Origin of the sequence: Nocardia sp. A7 (assembly GCF_046549215.1) — a bacterium.
GTDB lineage: Bacteria > Actinomycetota > Actinomycetes > Mycobacteriales > Mycobacteriaceae > Nocardia.
In genome coordinates this window covers 78,147-96,333 of record NZ_JAJPWE010000009.1, presented here as the reverse complement: position 1 = coordinate 96,333, position 18,187 = coordinate 78,147, and the positions used below count along the sequence as shown (strand labels likewise).

The window sequence follows — 18,187 nt, the reverse complement described above, 5'->3', positions numbered from 1 at the left end:
GATCAGACGTTGGTCGGTGAGGTGCGCCAGCGCGAGAGCCGGCGTTCCAGGGCGACGAGGGCGAAGTTGAAACCGAGGCCGATCAGCGAGATCGCCACGATCCCCGCGTACATCTGCGGGATCTGGAAGTTCTGCTGCGCGGCGGTGATGAGATAGCCCAAACCGGCACGCGCGCCGATCATCTCGGCCGCGATGAGCACCAGGATCGAGCCCGCCGCGGCCATGCGGATGCCGGTGAAGATGGACGGGATCGCCGCGGGCAGGATCACCTTTTGGAACAGTCGCAGCGGTGAGAAACCAAGCGATACCGCCGACTTCACGAGAAGCGGATCGACGGTGCGGACGCCGGTGATGGTGTTGAGCAGGATCGGGAAGAACGTGGCGTAGCCGATGAGCGCGATCTTCGATGTCTCACCGATGCCGAGAATCAGGACGAACACCGGAAGCAGGGCAAGGGCCGCGGTGTTGCGGAACAGTTCCAGCACCGGATTGATGAAGTCGGAGACCGGCTTGTACCAGGCGATGGCGATGCCGACCGGGACGGCGATCACCAGGGCGAACGAGAAGCCGGTAACCGATCGGGTGAGGCTGGCCGAGGTGTGTTCGGCCAGTTGACCGTTGCCCGCCAACTCGATGAAAGCCTGCACCACCGTGGAGAACGGCGGCAGGAACACCTCGTCGACCAGGTCGAATCGCGGTGCCAGCTCCCACACGCCGAGCAGCAGGGCGAAGGCGAACAATGGTTTGGCGATGCGAAGTACTGTGCTGCCTGCCGCGCTGACCGCCTGGGTGAGCGCGGCGCGAACAGCAGACACCGCGACGGGCGCACGCGAGAGTGCGGCCGGTTCGGCGGTGACCTCCACGGGGCGGACGAGCAGCGGGACGGCGCTAGACATGGGCGGGACTCCTGTCGGTGGACGCGACCGCCGCGGCGGTCGTGCTGTCGTCGGCGGCGAGCTCGAGGCGCTGTGCCCGGCTCACCTCGCTCTGCAATTCGGTCCAGATCCGATGGCGGTACTCGCGGAACTGTTCGCTGGAGCGGACATCGATATCGCCACCGCGATCGACGTCGATATCGATCACCGCCTTGACCCGGCCGGGCCGCGAGGTGAGTACAGCGACCCGCTGGCCCAGGTACACCGCCTCGTCGATGCCGTGGGTGATGAACAGGATCGTCTTGCCGGTCGCTCGCCAGATCCGCAACAACTCGTCTTGCAGCGACTCCCGTGTCTGCGCGTCGAGCGCCGCGAACGGTTCGTCCATCAGCAGCACTTCGGGGTCGAAGGCCAGGCTGCGGGCGATCGCCACGCGCTGCTTCATCCCACCGGACAACTCGTGGGGGTACCGGTCGCCGAAGCCGGCCAGGCCGACCAGCTCCAGATAGTGCTCGGCGATCGCCTTGCGCTCCTTGCGGGCTATGCCCTTGGCCTCGAGTCCGAACTGGATATTGGTGCGGGCGGTGCGCCACGGCAGCAGTGCGTACTGCTGGAACACCACGCCGCGGTCGAGGCCGGGACCGGTGATCGGGGTGCCGTCCAGCAGGATCTGCCCGGAGCTGGGCTTGCTCAGTCCACCCAGCAGATCGAGCAAAGTGGACTTGCCGGAGCCGCTGGGTCCGACCAGGACGAGGAACTCGCCTGCCCCGACCTCGATCGAGATGTCGTCGATCGCGGTGAACTTCTCTGTGGTGCCGCGCACGGCGAACTGTTTGCCCACCGACCGCAACGCGAGTTTGGCTGGGGTACTGGTCATTTCGCGGCAACCACCTCTCCGGTCGGGCCACTGGTCGGCTGGTAGGTGCCGTTGGCGTAGGGGTTGTCCTTGTTGGTGAACAGGTCCTTGGCGGTGATCTTGCCCTTGGGCAGTTCACCGTTGCGCTCGAGCCAGTCGATCCAGATCTGGATCTCCTTGTCCGCGATCACCGCTCCGGGCACCGGGATTCCGGGGCTGCGCCAGTAGTCGAGCAGCTTGAGGTTCTCGTTGCGGCCGCGCTTGTTGATGATCTCGGTGAACTTGGCGACGATCTGGTCACGCGGAGTGACCTGCAGCCAGCGCGTGGCACGCGCGGTGCCCTGTACGAAGTCTTTGACGGCCTCGGGGTTCTGGGCGATGAAGTCCTTGCGGAAAACGTAGGTGCCGTAATCGAATTCACCGAAGATGTCCTTGTCGGTGAACAGCGGGCGCAGCCCGCCGCGCGCGACGGCGGTTTCGCGGAACACGCTGCCGAGTGCGGCGACATCGATCTGTCCGCTGCGCAGTGCCTCCTCGGTGTTGACCGGCGGCACCACGATCAGCTGGACCTGCTTGATCTCGGCCTCGCTCAGGCCCTGCTGGTGCAGCCATTCGCGGGTGACGAACTCGTGGTGCGCGCCGAGGGTGTTCACACCGACCTTCTTGCCGATCAGGTCACGGGCACTGGTGATGCCCGCGTCGTCGCGGACGAAGTAGCCGGTGAACGACTTGGCATCGGAGCCGTAGGAGCTCAGCACCGCCTGTACCGGGGCGCCGCCCGCGGCGAGCTTGACCACGGCGCCGTTGAACGCGCTGCCGAATTCGACCTGCTTGGTGGCGGCCGCCTGGATATTGGCCGGGCCACTGGTGGTGTCGCCTTCCCACTGAAAGCTGATCTCGGTGAAGTAGCCCAGGTTGTCGGCGAGCTCGTACGGCGTGACCTGTCCGGTCTGTCCCTGGTAGCGCAGCACGGTCTTGCCGTCGGCGGTCGTCCCCGCGTCGGTGGTGCCGCACGCGGTGACGACCGCGAGGACGGCGGGTGCGACGAGCGCGGCGGCGAGCGCGCGCAGCGGGCGTCGTCGGAAATGGTGGGAGAACATGTTTCGCGAATTCTTTCGACGGCGCGCGGGACCGCGCGGCGGGCGACACGGTGCGCACGCCGCGACAATCCGCACACGAAGGGCGGATCAGCGGGGTATCAGAAAGAAGAGTCCGGCGACGGAAGGTGTGTCGCCGCTACATCAGCTGCGACAGGATCCGGGGGACAGGCGCATCAAGTCCACCGTTCGACGGCGGACGAGCGCGGGGGATTCCATCATGTCGAGACTTTCGGTGCGGGTGCGACGTCTTTGCGACATCGCATCGAATTACATAGTGCGCCTGGTGATATTCGATCGGCAATACCGTTTCCACATCGTGAAAATCACGCTGCGCCGAATCCGTCACCAGCGGCCGCGGCGTGCGAATACGGGCCGATGCGCACCGCTATCCGATGCATGGCGGGAATGACGGCGCGCACCAGATCGTGGTCGAGGCGCACCGCCCGCGCCTGCACACCGAGCGCCCCCCACACCTGCTTGTCGGGGCCGAGCACCGGGACCGCGATCGCGCGGATCGGCTCCTCGCTGTCGATCTCCTCGACGGCGAACCCGCGACGGCGCACCGTGTCGAACAGCGCACCCTCCGCGTCGGCGGTATGGGCGATCAGTGCGTGGCCGACGGCGCTGGCCCGCAACGGTCTGCGCTCCCGCGGAATCTGGTTGTGGCAGAAATGGATCGGTGGTCGCGCGTGGAAGAGGGTGAGTGCCTCGTCGGCGTCGGGAACGCTGAGACTGACGGTGATCTTGATCCCCGCCGCCAGTGCGTACAGGTGTGGTGCCGCGGCGTCCAGGCCGAGCCGCGACAGCGCGGGTCGAGCCAGGCACGCCAGACCGTGCCCGATCCGGTAGCGGTCCGTCGTCGGGTCCTGCTCGAGCAATCGTCCACGCACCAGCGCCTGAGCGAGCCGGAACGTGGTACTCACCGGATACCCCGCGCGCTGCGCGAGCTCGCTGAGCGACAGTTCGGGATCGCCACCCTGGAAGCAGTTCAACACGCAGACGGCTCGGTCGACCGCCTGTGCGCCGGAACGTGGTGGTTCGGTGCCGGTCATGGTGGCCTCCTGCTCGACGACGTGTCGAGAACTATGGCCACCCGCGCCCGTGGGCACAATGATTGCGCGCAGGGGTGAGCGAAAGGCGCAACGATCGCTCACCGCGGCGACGCTGCGTGGGGATCGGTCAGTCGGTTTCGGCGGGTTCGATCGTGCCGGAGACGCGGATCACGCCCGCATCCAGGTCGATGTCGAGGCGCGGCTCGCGGGGCTGGCCGTCACTGTCGCCGCTGCCCTCGTTCTGCAGCTTCTTGCCCGGAAACAGTTCACCCATGATGCCCACGACTCCACGATAGTCGCGGTAGCCACCAATGCGCTGGTACCAGGGTAGGGGCCTACTCGGAAAGTTCGAGCAGGTCGATGATGCGGTCGAGTAGCGCTTCGAGGCGGGCCTCGATGCCGGCACCGTTGCGGGCTGACACGGTGAGTTCGGTATGGCCGTCGAATTCGGTCAGACCGAACAGCAGGGGCATGGCGACGCTGTGTTGGGGAAGGACGAACAGGCCGGTCGGGCGGAAGCTGGGGACTGCGAGTTCCTCGGCGGTGAAGCGGCCCATGTGGGAAACGGTGGCGGAGGCGAGGTTGCGGCCCAGGCGGGCGCCGAGCCAGTTCGTGGTGCGCAGTACGCCGCGGCTGACCGGGTCGGGGACCAGCGCGACCTTGGTGTTGGCCAGTTGATTCAGTTCGCGTCGTTCGAGCAGGCCTGCCTTGATCTGGTCCTTGATCGCGGTCCAGTCGCGGCCGGGTGCGATATCGAGGAACAGCGGTAGCGCGAGGTTGGCGGTGGAGCGCAGCGCGGGGTCGTGGCGGCGCAGGTCGACGGGCATCATGATGCGCGACGTGCCGGGGGTTTCGGCGGCCAGCAATGCGCAGACGCGGGCCAGCGCGCCGGGGGTGGCGGCATCGATGCGGCGATGACGGAGCAGGTGTGGTGTGCGGTCGCGGCGCTGGCGACCTCGGCCGACGGCGGTGCGGTAGCGCGGAACCATCGGTGTCGGCTTGCCGGGCGCACCGATCTTCGCGACGAGTTCCTGGTCGGCGATCGGGTCGAGGTGGGGGACGGGGTCCTCGCCGCGCAGAGCGCGCAGCACATTTGTCGCCCACGTCACCATGCCCATGCCGTCCATCACGCCGTGGAAGACGCGGAAGATCAGGGTCGTCGGCGCGCCGGTGAGCAGCAGCACCTCGACGGTGGCGTCGGGTGTCGGCCCGATCGCGCTGGTGAGGACCGGGTCGGTCTCGAGGGCGGGGTAGCTCAGTTGGTGGTCGACCACGCGCACGGCCGGTGCGATTTCGCTGTCGACCCACTCGGCGCCGTGGCGTCGCAGTCGCGCGCCGGGGGTCGTCGCCGCGGCAGTGGTTACCGCTGTGCGCAATGCGTCAGGGTCGATGTTGCCCTCACCGGGAACCACCAGTTGCATGAGGAAGGGTGGGGCCAGCTCGCGCATGGGGAAATACATCCGCTCGGTGGTCGACACGGATCGACGAAATACCTTGCTGCCATGCATATTCAAGCTCCTACAGGGTGGTCTCGACGGGACGGCGCAGCTGTCGGCGGGGGCCCACCGGTGCATCCTGGGTGGCGAGTGCGACGGTGATCGCGGGTGTGCGAACTACCGAAGATTCTCGGCGAGGACTTCGATGCCGCCCTGGTCGTCGAGCCATGCCAGGAATCCGGCCAGCCCGGTGTCGCGGTCGATCACGGGTGCGTAGCCGAGATCTCGGTGGGCCGCGCTGGTGTCGTAGGTGGCGGTGCGCGTCAGCAAGGCGACGGCATAGCGTGACAGTGGCGGCGACCAGCGATTCGCCACCGACGGTATGCGCCACAGGGTTTCGATCGTCGCGACCACGGCGGCGAGCACACGCGGGTTCGGTCGACGCGTCGGCGGCTGGAACCCCAGCCGAGTGGCGACCTCGCCGAGAAATCCCCACACGTCGGTCTTTTCGGCATCGGCGATGAAATAGGCCTTGCCGCCCGCCGTGTCCGAGTTCAGCGCAAGGAGGCAGGCGTGAACGATATTGTCCACGTGGCACAGTGAGGCTTCGACGGAGCGACCGTAGGACAGGTCGGGCAGGGAGCCGGTGGCAGTCCGGTCGAGCAGTCGTACGATCGGCCCCGATCGGTCCCCGGCGCCCCAGATCGCTCTCGGGCGCAGCGCCACCGTGGTGAATTGCGTTGTGTCAGCGGCGAGTACGGCTCGCTCGGCCGCGGCCTTGGTTTCGGAGTAGTGGTTGAGGTAGCGGACCGGGTACGGCAGTGACTCGTCCACGTCGACCTGATCGCCACCGTCTCGCTCCATCAGGGCGCTCGGACTGGAGATGAAGACGAACCGGTTCGCGCCCGTTCGTCGCGCCGCATCGAGGAGCAGTTCGGTGGCCAGCACGTTCTCGGTCCAGAAGCGGTCCCTGGTGCCGCGTTCGTCGACCCGCGCGGCGCTGTGGATCACCGCGTCCATGCCGCTGGTGGCCCCGCTGAGCGAGGCCGCGTCGGTGAGATCGCCGTAGACGACCGTGACGTGCTCCACGGTGGGACCGAGATCGTCGAGAACGCTGGTGCGCCGCACCAGGATCGAGACATCGTGGGTGCCCTCGGCGATCAGAGCGCGCACGATGGCGCCGCCGAGGAATCCGGACGCACCGGTGACCAGGATCTTCATCGTCGCGTGTCCAGTCTCTTCGTGGCCCAGCGGGCGAGTTGTTCGCGGCCGATCTTGGCGTTGTGCCGGATGTCGACCGGAAAGCGCGGGTGCACGAGGAACTCGGCGATCGGGGCGAGAGTGTCGAATTCGGCAGCGCGCGTGCGCAATCGGGTGAGCACGGCCACCGCTTCGGCGCCGGGTTCGAGTTCCACGCACAGGACCGGTCGCTGGGTGCCGGGTGCCCCGACACCGACCAGTGCCGTGCGCGAGACCCCGGCTACCGCGTTGAAGACCTGTTCGACCTGCACCGTGAACATCGGACCCTGCGCGGTCGTGATCCGCTGACTCTTGCGCCCGCAGAACCAGATTCGGCCCTGCTCGTCGAGCCACCCCAGATCGCCGGTGCGATGCCAGATCCGCTCATTGTCGGTGATCTTGCCCGTGGCGTTGGCGTGTGCGGGCCAGTAGTAGCGCGTACTCACATTCGGGCCGACGACGACGATCTCGCCGACTTCCCGCTCGCCGGGCGATTCGGCCTCGTCCCAGGTAGCGACCGGATCGTCGGTGATGGCGAGCAGCCGGACCCGCACTCGATCGGTGGGTCTGCCGATACAGGTGCCCTCGCCGCGCTTGGCGCGCTCGACCAGGCCGGCGAGCAGCTCCCGCGATTCGATGGTCGACATGGGCAGTGCCTCCGTCGAACCGTATCCGGCGTAGATCTCGACGTCGGGCCGCAGGACTTCGCGCAAACCGGCAACACACCAGTGCGGAACGGGAGCACCACCGGAGAAGATACTGGCCAGCGACTTCAGATCGACCGGATATGCGCGCAACCGCTCCAGCAGGGGAATGAGGACCGCGGGCGAGGCGAACATCGTGCGGACGCCGAAACGCTGGATCGCGTCGACGACGTGAGCGGGATCGGTCGAGCCGACCTTGCTCGGAATCAGCGGTGGCAGCACGCATCGCGACCCCAGCAGCAGGTCGAGGACACCGACCAGCGGCAACGTCACGAGCGAGGTGTCCGGTGGTGTGTGCCCGCGGGCGGCGTGCACCTGCTCGACCATGGCGGTGAGATTGCCGTGGGTCAGTTCGACGGCCTTGGCGGGACCGGTGCTGCCCGTGGTGAAGCCGATGATCAGCACTGCGTCCGGATCGGCGGGCACACGCTCGGGCAGCGCGCCGACCGGGGTGCGGCGCCACGAATTCAGCGTCGGACCACCCCAGAACCAGCGGCGTCCCACGGTGAGCGTGGTGCGCACCCGCCGGAAGGCGCGCGGGAACAGCACTCGCAGGGCATGCGCCTGCGGGATCCCGATGAACGCTTGCGCTTCGACGGCCCGCAGGCAGTGCACCATGCGGCGCGCGCCCATGCCCGGATCGATCACGACCGGGACGGCGCCGATCTTCAACAGCGCGAACAGGATCGCGTACAGCTCCGGGCTCGGCAGGACGAGCACGATGGTGCGGGTGCCGCTGCCCACCCCTGAATCGGTGAGGTGTTCGGCGATAGCGTCGGACCAGCGATCGAGGTCGCGGTAGGTGATGCTGCGGTAATCGGGGAGCCCGTCGGTGGTGGTGCCATCGGGATGGATGACCGCCTCGCGATCGGGCTGCTCGCCGGCGAGCGCCCGGAATCGGTCGATGGTCTGCCAGTAGGTCGCCGTCGTCACGCGGTGGTCTCCGCGGGGAGCCGGTACAGCGTCGCGGCCGCGGACGGGCCCGCACCCGCCGCGACGAACAGCACATGGGTGTAGCCGGCGAGGGTGCCTTCGGCGGTCGCGCGGGCGTAGGCCAGCGGTAGCGCGGCGGTGTGCGGGTCACCGTCGGACAGGTCGGGCACCCGCACCGCGTCCTGGTCGATGCCGAGCGCGTCGGCGAGCCGTTCGGGGAAGTGCGCAGTGGGCGTGGAGGCGATCAGCGCGACGAAGGCGCCCTCGAAGTCGGCGAGCGCGGACTGCGCGACTTCGGTCGCCACCGTGAGGATTCGGTCCTCGAAGTCGGTGTCGCGTTCGACCGTCATCATGGTGCGGCCCACGGCGCCCATGGTGGCCGTGTCGACGTATGCCTGTGCGGCGGGGGTGCCGGGTCCGGTGGCGGTGTGAACCGGGCCGAAGCCCTCAGGTCCGTCGACCTGCTCGAGCAGCAGCGCGGCACCCGCTGTGGCGTAAGGGAATTCGGCGTCGGCGCGCGACCGGGCCAGCGAAGGATGAGTGTCACCGGCGACGATCAGGACATGCTCGGTACTGCCCGTCGCCAAGACCGACCCCGCCACCTGCACGGCATTGACGACGCCGACCGCGCCGTTCATCAGATCGAAGGAGAAGGTCCGCGGATCGGTCCTGGTGTAGTCGAGTCCGATGCCCGCGGCCTTCTGGATCAGCGCGGCCACCGCCGGTTCGACGGTGTTCGAGTCGCGGAAGACGCCGGTGTTGATCAGGACGCCGACCTGGTCGGGACGGACACCGGCCTGTTCGAGGCACTGTCGGGCGGCGCGGCCGCTGTGCTCCACGACGCTGTGGGTGTCGGTAGACCTGCTGGTTCCGGTGGAACGGATACATGTGCCCATGAGCGAACCTCAGACCTTCAGGGAAGAGATGGTGGTGGACAGGAAGCCCGCGACTACACCGGACGCGGCAGGCACCATGAGCAGCTTCGATCCCGCCGCGATGTTCTCGTCGGCGAGTTGATCGTGGAGCACGATGAAATGTGAAGTGGTCGAGGTGTTTCCGTACTTCTCGATCACATTGAGATCCGGCGGCATCTCGGCGCCGAACTCGCGGGCGGCCACCGCGTTGATATACGGCACGGCCGCAGCGCCGAACTGGTGATGGATGATGTAGTCGAACTGTTCACCGGCGAAGTCGCGGCCCTGCTGTTCGAGGAAGGTGCCCTGCGCGTCGGGCCAGAGCAGGAACCGTGCTTCGTTGTGCATCTTGCGGTTGTCGGTGTAGAGCGCCACGCCCGACGACTTGTCGCTCGGCATGCCGAGGCACAGGTGCGAATGCTCTGCGGCGGTGAGCAATTCGATGTAGTGGATCTTGTCGGCGTCATCGACCGCGCGGTCGAGCACGACAGCGCACCCGGAGTCGCCCACCGACAGCGAGGCGAACTGCAGATCGTATTTCTCGGAGATCTCGCGCACCGCGGTCTCGGCGATGGGGGTGATCGCCTCGCCACTGACCACCATGCCGTTGCGCACCACACCGGAGCGGATCATCCGATCGAGAATGTAAGTGCCGGTGAGCATTCCGGCGCAGGCATTGGAGACGTCGAAGGTGATGGCCTGCTCGGCGCCGAGGGTCTTGGCGATCGTCGACGCGAACGAGGGCTCCATGTACATGCGGGTGCCGTCGTTGCTGCGGGTGATCGAACAGGAGATGATCACGTCCAACTCGCCTGCCGCGTAGCGCGACCGGGCAAGGCAGTCGCGCGCGGCGTTGACGGCAAGGGTGAACGAATCCTCGACCGACTCCGGTCGGGTATCGCGCACGCGGCGTTCTCGGACACCGGTGATGCGCTCCAGATCGAACGACGGTGGTGTCTTCAGTCGCGAGATCAATTCGGTGGTGGACAGGATGTTCGACGGAAGATATGCCCCGATGGATTCGAAACGCGAATGCGACACGTGAGCTCCCGGATGCGGTCGAAGAATGGTGCCCCGGACGATTTCTGACCGCCGGTGGAATCGAACCCTACCGGCCTCGGGCACCCGTTGCGTGCGGTGATACAGCGCACTGTCGGACTCGAATTCGTTTGTGCGACATGGTGTTACGGTAACAAGGGCAAACTGGTGAACGGCACGAAACTACCAGGGCAGGTGGCCTACGTGAGCGTAGGGCAATGGCCGAGCTATCTGTCATTCGGGCTGACCACACAGCGGTGCCGTCCGCGGAACGATGCTCGCGGAGTGAGTGACCTCACGATTGTTTACACCGTCGAATGAATTGCGAGCCGGGCGAGGTTGTTTTCAGAGCAGAAGTGGTCTCGTGCAGTTTGTCGGCCGGACTAACCTTCGAGACCGACCACGCGAGCCAGCCGCCGATGCGATTCCAGGCGCGCCGCTCGATCGAATGTGCTGGTGTGGACGAGGAGTTCATCGGCATCGGTGCGATGCACCAAGGTTTCCACTGCTTCTGCCACCTGGTCCTCGGTGCCGTGGATCTGATTGCCGAGCGCCTGTTCGAAGAGGTGGCGCTGGCGGTCGGTCATTGTCGCCGGGTCGATCTCCGCGGGTGGGATCAGCGCGGGGAACTCACCATGGGTGCGTGAGTAGGCACTCGACCAAGCCTCGGGGAGCAGGAGTTGGTGTGCCTGCTCGGTCGAGTCGGCGATCACCACCGCCGCGGAGACGACAACATAGGGTCGTGGCGTTCGCGCCGTCGGCTGGAACAGGGCGCGGTACCTCTCGATCGCGCCCACCATGGCCTGTGTTCCCGCGATCGGAGCGATCACCAGCGGCAGTCCGAATCGTGCGGCGCGCTCGGCCCCGGAGCCGGTGGCGAGCAGGAACGCCGGGATGTCGTTGCCCTGCACGGAGTCGGCGTGCACGCCACCCCTACCCGCCTCGAAGTAGTCGAGGACCTCGGTGAGGCGTGCGTCGAAGTCGTCGGCATCGTCGAGGTCGTGGCCGAGCGCGCGGCGCACGCCGTCGGTGAATCCGACCGAACGACCCAGACCCATGTCGATCCGTCCGGGAAACAGCGATCCGAGCACGCCGAACTGCTCGGCGACGACGAGTGGCTGATGATTGGGCAGCATCACCCCGCCGGTGCCGACCCGGATGTGTGAGGTGGCCGCCGCGACCGCCGCGGCCAGCACCGTCGGCGCGGTTCCGGCGACACCGGGAACGCTGTGATGCTCGGCGACCCAGAACCGGTGGTAGCCCCACTGCTCGGCGAGCACCGCGAACGCGACCGTCTCGCGCAGGGCATCGCCGTGGTTCTGCCCGCGCCGTACGCGGGAGCGGTCCAGGATCGAGAAGCGAACCGATTCGAGTGCCATATCAGTAGTCAACGCCAGGGACGCGATCCGATTCCGCGGGTGCGACACGTGGGGGAGATCTTCGCAAGTTGGACCGGGTACCAACCCTGGACCAACCTTTCGCAACCATAGTGTGCTCCGAGCACGATCACCGTCGAGAATCTGCGAGGAGCACAACCCATGGTTCGACATCCCCACGGCCGCAAGGTCGACCATCGACATCGTGCGGTCGAGGCCAGTGATGATGCGTTGGACGTACTGCGGCTGCTGGTCGAAATGCACGGTCCGGTGGTGTTGTACCTCGCGCCCGACACCGATGGCTATACGCCGGTCTGTGTGCGGCTCAGGGACTTTCGGCCAGGTGCCGACGACGTGCTCGCCGGGCAGACGGCGTGGCACACCCCGTTGTGGATGGCGGAGCGGTTCCACGTCGGGTTCGACGACCTCGACGTCAGGATCGAGGTGCGCAACCGTCCGCAGCCTGGTTCTCCTTCGCTCGAGGCCGCCTGCGGTTTCCGGTTCACCTTGCGCATCGACAAGGCCGAGGAGGCCGCCGACTTCGTCGAGGAAGCCTCCTAGCCGTCACCAGAACCGCGGCGTCAGCCCCCAGTCGGCGAACTCGGCTGCCAGGAGATGGCGCAGGGCCGTGCGGGTGGGGAAGCGGTCGGGGTCGCCGCCGGTGACCACGAGTGTCACGGTGTCGTCATCGCAGGAGAAGGCGAGATTGACGCCGACCTCTACCTGACGGAACAACTCGACCGGGCCGGGATTGACCACCGGGCGCATGATGACGTCGCGCGCACGGTGGGCACCGAGGACCGCGATGTTCTGCGCGGTGCGACCCATGTTGGTGCACAGGCATTCCGGTGCCTTCGCGGTGCGGGCGAACTTGTGCAGCACCACTTTCGGTAACAGCATCTGCACCGGTTGCAGGTGCTGGATCGCCGGGATGGTCGAAGGATCGCGGTAGGCCAGGCCCGCCGCTTTGAGCGCGGCGCGCACCGCGGGCAGATCAGCGCGTTCGCCCGCGCGGTAGCCGACGCTGATCGGCAGGCCGGTGGTGGCGTTGGCGCGTGGGTCGTCGGCCTCGCGCATCGAATGCGGAATGTCGACGCGAACCTCGGCACCGTCGACGATGCGGCCACTGCGACCGAGCAGCCCGACGGCCACGCCGATGAGCAGGCCGTTGGTGGTTCCGCCGTGTGCGGCCGCGACGGCGTCCCAGTTCGCGAGATCGAGCTGGACGATGGACTCGGCGGCCTGCCAGGTGTCGGCATGCGGCAATCGTGGCGACGCGGGGCGCGGGTTGCGGGCCGGTTCGCTGACACCGCGCGACCGGCGTGCCGCCCGCACCCCACGGACGACAGCGCCGAGCTGGCCACGGGCATCGGCGAGGTCGGCGGCGAAGCGTCCGGTGCCGGCCACCGGGCCGACGAGTCTGCCCGCGCTGGCGAAGCGGTCGGGTGTCTCACCGCGGTTGAGCCGGTCGAGGGAGTCGACGATCGCGTGCATCATGGCGCCGCCGTCGCACACCACGTGCGAGGCGACGAGGGTGACCACGGTGCCACCGGATTCGAGCGGCGCGCCCGCGAGTTGCCACACCAGGCCGCGCTCTGGGTCGAATTCGACGGCGGCCTGCTCGAGGAACCAGTCGAGGATCCGGTCCTCGGGAATCGGGGTGTCCGACCAGCGCAGCGGCAGGGATTCGGTGGCGGGCTCCCAATGCGCACGGGCGATCGGGAACCGGGTGGTGCGGACCCGGCGCGCGATGAACCCGGTCGCCAGGTGCGCGTGCCAGTCGGCGAGCAGGTCCCGGCTCAGCGCGGTGTCGAAGCGGTAAGCCAGCTGGTTGACCAGGGCATTGGGGTAGAGGCTGTGCAGTTTGAAGAACAGGTCGTCGTCGGCGGTGATCCGGTTGAGCTCGGTGGACACCGCGGCGGTGGGGGAGATGACGGTCATCGAAGGACTCCTCAGCGAGAACGGAGAGTGCGCACGGTCAGCGGCGCGAAGACGGCGACTACGACCACCGAGGCCACCAGGGACCACCAGGCGTCGGCGCCGACGGTGCCGTCGGCGGCGAGGGTGCGCACCGCGGAGACCAGGTAGGACACCGGATTCAGGTCGGAGACGTGCCGCATCCAGGTGGGCATGGATTCCTCGGGAACCAGCGCGTTGGAGGCGAAACCGAGGAAGGTCAGCACCAGCATGGACATGCCCTGGACGGCGGCGGGGCGGGCGATGGTGGCGCCGATGAACGCGAACAACCAGCTGATCGCGGTGGTGGCGAAGACGACGAGCACCGCCCCGGCCAGGAATCCGGCGGTGTGCTCGGGCCGGTAGCCCATGCAGAACCCGACGATCACGACGGTGGTCGCGGCGATCAGGTAGCGCACGGCCCCGGCCAGCAATGCTCCGGCAACCGGGGCGGATCGGGCGATCGGCATGGCGACGAAGCGGTCGAAGACGCCCGAGTGGATGTCCTCGGACAATTGCACGCCGGTGGCGACCGAGGATGTGAGCACGATCTGGACGAGCACGCCGGGGATCATGATCGGCAGGTACGCCGCCATGCTGCCCGCGATGGCGGTGCCGAAGATGCTGCCGAACAGCACCGGCCCGACGATCGGCAGCAGGATGGCGTCGTAGAGCAACTGCGGGCTGTGCCGGAAGGTGAGCAGCCCGCGCCACGCCATCATCAGCGAATGATGCAGCGCGGCAAGCGGACTCACGCGGGTCACGCGTGGCTTGCGCACCACCTGGGTCGGTTTCTCGGCGGTGAGAGTCATGCTCGAACTTTCGCGAAGGGTGGTCATACCGCGTCCTCGGTGCGTGCGTGTCCGGTCAGCGAGAGGAACACCTCGTTGAGGTCGGGCCGGTCCACCGCGAAGCCACGCAGGGTGATGCCCTGCTCGCGACAGGCGGCGACGATATCGGCGCCGCGCGCGACATCGGGCAACGCGACGGTCAACGTCCCGGTCGACGAGCCGTCGGGCACTTCGCCGGTGATGTCCCGGATCAGCGCCTCGGCCCGGCGCAGGTCGGCGGTGTCGCGGATGTCCAGGCGCAAGACCTGCTCGCCGATCGAGGACTTGAGCTCGGCCGGGGTGCCGTCGGCGACGAGCGTGCCACGGTCGATCACCGCGATCCGGTCGGCCAGTGCGTCGGCCTCCTCCAGATACTGGGTGGTGAGCAGCACCGTGGCACCGCGTTCGACCAGCCCGCGCACGATGCCCCACATGCGGTCGCGGGTGTGCGGATCGAGCCCCGTGGTCGGCTCGTCGAGGAAGATCAACGGGGGCACCGTGATCAGCGTCGCGGCCAGATCGAGGCGACGTCGCATGCCACCGGAGAACGCGCTCACGCTGCGGCGCGCGACAGCCGAGAGCTCGAATTCCTCGAGGAGTTCCTCGGCCCGGGCCGAGGCTTCGCGGCGCGACAGGCCGAGCAGTCGACCGAACAGGCGCAGATTCTCACCGGCGGTAAGGGTTTCGTCGACGGAGGCGTACTGACCGGTGAGACCGATCATCGAGCGCACCGCGGTCGCCTCGCGTACCACGTCGTAACCGAACACCTCGGCGCTGCCCCGATCCGGTCGCAGCAGCGTCGCGAGCATGCGAACGGTGGTGGTCTTGCCCGCGCCGTTGGGGCCGAGCATCGCGAACACCGATCCGGCCGCGATCTCGAGGTCGACGCTGCCTACTGCGGTGAAATCGCCGTAGGACTTGCCGAGTCCGCTGGTGCGGACGGCGATCTCGGTGCTCACTGCGGCCTCCCGGCGTGGCTGGAAACTGGAGTCGAGTACGACAGGGGGACAAGGGATTCCACCTCGTCGACCGCACGTGCCACCCCGTTGATTGCGAACCGGTGCGCATAGGCGCCCGCCCGTGCCACCAGGTTCGGGTCGGCGACGCGGTCGAGCAGGGCGGTGAGCTCGGTCGCGGTGAGATCGGCGGCACGCACGGTGCCCGCCAGACCGAGACGCTCCAGCGCCCGGCCCCAGTACGGCTGATCGGCTTGGATCGCGCAGATCACCTGCGGGACACCGGCTCTCAGTGCGGCGGCGGTTGTTCCCGCGCCGCCGTGGTGCACCGCGGCGATGCAGCGCGGTAACACCGACGCGTGGTCGACGTGCTCGACGATCGCCAGTTCGGGCGACAGGGCGGGCTCGATCCCCGCCCACCCCGCGGCCAGCAGCAGCCGGTGACCGCGACGTGCGCAGACCGCGCGCAACATCGTCACCAGTGCGGCCGGATCGTCGACCGCCATCGAGCCGAAGCCGACATAGATCGGTGCCGACCCGGCGTCGAGCCAGGCGGCCAGCGCGGGATCGGTCGGTGTGCTGAGGAATCCGCCCACATCGACGGCGAACCCGGTCACCGGGTGACGATCGGGCAGCTCGGCGGCCAACCCGGGAAACAGGTCGACATCGTAGGCCTGGATCGACACCCGGTCGGGCAGCGAGTGTTCGACGATCCCGAACTCCGACAGCGGCTGTTCCAGCGCGGCATCGCGTGCCCAGCGCAGCGCCGACCAGATCCGCCGGTTGAGTGCCCCGGGGATCCGGGCGCCCCACGCCGTGGGTAGCACCGGCACCGACCGATTCGGATGGATCGGAAAGAAGTGCACTGCCGCCAGGGGCAATCCGAGGCGCCGCGCTGCCTTCTCGGCCGCTTCCTCGCCCGCCATCCCGGTCACCACCACGTCGTGACCCGGTGCGAGAACCAGCAGGTCACGCACCGCCTCGACGACCCCGCGCCGCTGCAGATCCAGCACCGCGCGCACCCGCTGACGCGGATTCGGACTGCGGAAACGGTGGTCGTCGTGCTGGGTGCGCAGCAGTTCGGCGCTGTCGCGGCCGAAGCCGACGGCGGCGATGCCGTGCGCGGTGGCGAAGTCGACGAGATTGGGAGACAGTGCGAGCGTCACCGAGTGCCCGCGAGCCAGCAGCTCGCGGGCCAGCAGGATGCCGGGCTGGGCGTCGCCCCGGCTCCCGGTGAAGGCAAGCAGCGCACGCATGCTCAGCCCGCGCTCAGTGCTGCCGTGGTATCGGTGACCGGTGCGGTCGCGGCCGGGATCATGGTCACCGAGTACATGGCCCTGGCGAATTCGGTGAGGAAGCGCTCCATCACCTCGCCGGGCAGGCCCGCGGGGTGCCGGGTGGAGACATAGAGGCCGTCGGGGCCGCGCACGACCCAGAAGTACACCTCTTCGGTGGAGTACGACACCGCGCGCAGGGTGCGCCCGCGCAGGTCAGCGACCAATTCATAGTCCGGGAGCATGCGGATGTCGAGGAAGGACGCACCGTAGGTGGGGCCCTCCACCGCGCCGACCATCGCCAGTGAACGGCCCCAGGAGGCGTCGTTGCAGAGATGGGCGCGCTTGAGCGAGGCGCGGGTCGCGTGCAGCGCGACGGTCATGTCCGCCCCGGCGGGCAGGGTGATGTCGACCGGGACGACATTGACGAACCAGCCCATCGACTCGAGCCAGGTGAGGTCGGGCCGGGTCGCGATCGGCATGACGGTGCGGAACCGGTTGTCGCCGAAGGTTTCCCGCGAGGCCATCGCCAACGCGGCGAACACGGTCACCGAGAGCCGGTGCTTCATCCGATCCAGCGCCGCCTCGACTTCCTCGAGCTGTTCGATGCCGAGCAGGGTGCGCGAGACACTGGGCTGGGCGTGCTCGCCGTCGAGCACCGCGACCTGATCCGCGGCGAAGCGGGGCATGGGAGAGCCCGGCGCACCGAGGAATTCGCGCCACACGGCGACGGCGGGGGAGTCGAGGTCGAGCTCCTCGGCGGCCGCGCGCTCGATGACGGCGTAGTCGGCGGGACTGCCGAAGGTGGCCGACTCGCGGATCTCCTCGCCGGTGGTGACCGCGGTGTAGAGGGTGCGCAGCTCGAGGATGAGCACGGCCTGGGAGTAGGCGTCGAGCACCGAGTGATCGGCGCCGACCAGGACGGTGAAGTCGTCGGTGTCGTGCGCGACCGTGGCCACCAGCAGATGTGGCCATACCAGTGCCGACAGGCGCAATTCCAGTGCGTCACAGAGGTATTCGTTGATCTCGTCGCCGTCGGAGAGGTCGGCGACCGTCGCGCCGGTGACGCGAACGGTGCCGGGGGCGGTGCTCACGCGGTGGTAGCCGCCGTCGCCGGTGGGGGCGACGGTGGTGCGGAAACCCTCGTGGCGGTCGTGCCACAGTCGCAGCGTCGTGGCCCAGGCTTCGGCGTCGAGTGGGGCGTCCATTTCGAAGATGGTGCCGATCCAGCGCCCGCGACCAGGGCGGGCGTCGTCGGGATCGAGGAAGCCGAGGTACTGCTCGTGGACGCTGGCGAGGGGGCGTTCGTCATCTCGCCACGCGTCGGGCGAGATGAGCTCAGGGGTCCAGATCGTCAGGTCGCCGCAGCGAATCCGGAATTCGGAGAGATGGGTGTATTCCATGGCGGGTCACCTCATGAGAATGCAAGCCGAGAAACGGCGCGAAGGGGATTCGGTGATCGCGGGCGCGTCACCGGGCGTTGCTCTGGATCCCGCACCGGATGTAGCTGGCGAACCCTGGGCTATTCAGAGTCTATAACTCTGAGAGATTTCTGAAATATTGCTTAGTCACAATTGGAGGGTGTGAAGAAGATCACTTTCAGATTTGTTCCGAATCACAACCTGAAGCAACTTCCCTTGGAGTATTG

Annotated in this window: 17 protein-coding genes; 1 reads left to right on the top strand and 16 read right to left on the bottom strand. The window is 67.7% G+C overall.

Annotation, left to right across the window (positions count from 1 at the left end; genetic code table 11):
* Positions 1 to 2: 2 nt before the first annotated feature.
* From ACLJPD_RS32155 to ACLJPD_RS32105, 11 genes are all read right to left on the bottom strand, one after another.
* Positions 3 to 896 (bottom strand): ABC transporter permease, encoded by an 894-nt coding sequence (locus ACLJPD_RS32155; RefSeq protein WP_410877223.1) that lies wholly within the window; start codon positions 894 to 896, stop codon positions 3 to 5.
* A complete protein-coding gene (locus ACLJPD_RS32150; RefSeq protein WP_410877222.1) occupies positions 889 to 1,752 on the bottom strand; it encodes an ABC transporter ATP-binding protein in 864 nt (287 codons plus the stop codon). The genes ACLJPD_RS32155 and ACLJPD_RS32150 overlap by 8 nt, the downstream gene beginning before the upstream one ends.
* Positions 1,749 to 2,831: an ABC transporter substrate-binding protein gene (locus ACLJPD_RS32145; protein ID WP_410877221.1), complete on the bottom strand. Its 1,083-nt coding sequence runs from the start codon at positions 2,829 to 2,831 to the stop codon at positions 1,749 to 1,751. Before ACLJPD_RS32145 ends, ACLJPD_RS32150 begins: the two co-directional genes overlap by 4 nt.
* A 323-nt stretch (positions 2,832 to 3,154) precedes the next feature.
* On the bottom strand, positions 3,155 to 3,883 hold the full coding sequence (locus ACLJPD_RS32140) for an IclR family transcriptional regulator (protein ID WP_410877220.1): 729 nt from the start codon (positions 3,881 to 3,883) through the stop codon (positions 3,155 to 3,157).
* A gap of 127 nt (positions 3,884 to 4,010) precedes the next feature.
* Positions 4,011 to 4,166 (bottom strand): hypothetical protein, encoded by a 156-nt coding sequence (locus ACLJPD_RS32135; protein ID WP_410877249.1) that lies wholly within the window; start codon positions 4,164 to 4,166, stop codon positions 4,011 to 4,013.
* Between the two features lie 52 nt (positions 4,167 to 4,218).
* Positions 4,219 to 5,361, bottom strand: coding sequence for a peptide synthetase (locus tag ACLJPD_RS32130; protein ID WP_410877219.1), 1,143 nt, complete (start codon positions 5,359 to 5,361; stop codon positions 4,219 to 4,221).
* Between the two features lie 135 nt (positions 5,362 to 5,496).
* Positions 5,497 to 6,540, bottom strand: a complete 1,044-nt coding sequence (locus ACLJPD_RS32125) for an NAD-dependent epimerase/dehydratase family protein (protein ID WP_410877218.1) — start codon at positions 6,538 to 6,540, stop codon at positions 5,497 to 5,499.
* Positions 6,537 to 8,195 carry a fatty acid CoA ligase family protein gene (locus ACLJPD_RS32120; RefSeq protein WP_410877217.1) on the bottom strand — a complete coding sequence of 553 codons (1,659 nt, stop codon included), beginning with the start codon at positions 8,193 to 8,195 and terminating at the stop codon, positions 6,537 to 6,539. The genes ACLJPD_RS32125 and ACLJPD_RS32120 overlap by 4 nt, the downstream gene beginning before the upstream one ends.
* Positions 8,192 to 9,091, bottom strand: coding sequence for a hypothetical protein (locus ACLJPD_RS32115; protein ID WP_410877216.1), 900 nt, complete (start codon positions 9,089 to 9,091; stop codon positions 8,192 to 8,194). Before ACLJPD_RS32115 ends, ACLJPD_RS32120 begins: the two co-directional genes overlap by 4 nt.
* A gap of 9 nt (positions 9,092 to 9,100) precedes the next feature.
* Positions 9,101 to 10,150 carry a 3-oxoacyl-ACP synthase III family protein gene (locus ACLJPD_RS32110; RefSeq protein ID WP_410877215.1) on the bottom strand — a complete coding sequence of 350 codons (1,050 nt, stop codon included), beginning with the start codon at positions 10,148 to 10,150 and terminating at the stop codon, positions 9,101 to 9,103.
* A 380-nt stretch (positions 10,151 to 10,530) separates the two neighbouring features.
* A complete protein-coding gene (locus tag ACLJPD_RS32105) occupies positions 10,531 to 11,526 on the bottom strand; it encodes an MsnO8 family LLM class oxidoreductase (RefSeq protein WP_410877214.1) in 996 nt (331 codons plus the stop codon).
* A gap of 159 nt (positions 11,527 to 11,685) precedes the next feature.
* Here ACLJPD_RS32105 and ACLJPD_RS32100 point away from each other — a divergent pair, with 159 nt between their 5' ends.
* The gene (locus ACLJPD_RS32100; RefSeq protein ID WP_410877213.1) at positions 11,686 to 12,084 is read left to right on the top strand and encodes a DUF779 domain-containing protein; all 399 of its coding nucleotides are present in this window, start codon (positions 11,686 to 11,688) and stop codon (positions 12,082 to 12,084) included.
* Between the two features lie 3 nt (positions 12,085 to 12,087).
* On the opposite strand, the gene ACLJPD_RS32095 is transcribed toward ACLJPD_RS32100, so the two are convergent.
* From ACLJPD_RS32095 to ACLJPD_RS32075, 5 genes are read right to left on the bottom strand one after another with little or no spacing between them, the layout of a single operon-like run.
* On the bottom strand, positions 12,088 to 13,464 hold the full coding sequence (locus ACLJPD_RS32095) for a hypothetical protein (protein WP_410877212.1): 1,377 nt from the start codon (positions 13,462 to 13,464) through the stop codon (positions 12,088 to 12,090).
* 11 nt (positions 13,465 to 13,475) lie between these two features.
* Positions 13,476 to 14,291, bottom strand: a complete 816-nt coding sequence (locus ACLJPD_RS32090) for an ABC transporter permease (RefSeq protein WP_410877211.1) — start codon at positions 14,289 to 14,291, stop codon at positions 13,476 to 13,478.
* Between the two features lie 23 nt (positions 14,292 to 14,314).
* On the bottom strand, positions 14,315 to 15,268 hold the full coding sequence (locus ACLJPD_RS32085) for an ATP-binding cassette domain-containing protein (protein WP_410877210.1): 954 nt from the start codon (positions 15,266 to 15,268) through the stop codon (positions 14,315 to 14,317).
* On the bottom strand, positions 15,265 to 16,521 hold the full coding sequence (locus tag ACLJPD_RS32080) for a glycosyltransferase (RefSeq protein WP_410877209.1): 1,257 nt from the start codon (positions 16,519 to 16,521) through the stop codon (positions 15,265 to 15,267). The genes ACLJPD_RS32085 and ACLJPD_RS32080 overlap by 4 nt, the downstream gene beginning before the upstream one ends.
* Positions 16,522 to 16,523: 2 nt before the next feature.
* Positions 16,524 to 17,942 (bottom strand): condensation domain-containing protein, encoded by a 1,419-nt coding sequence (locus ACLJPD_RS32075; protein WP_410877208.1) that lies wholly within the window; start codon positions 17,940 to 17,942, stop codon positions 16,524 to 16,526.
* Between the last annotated feature and the right edge of the window lie 245 nt (positions 17,943 to 18,187).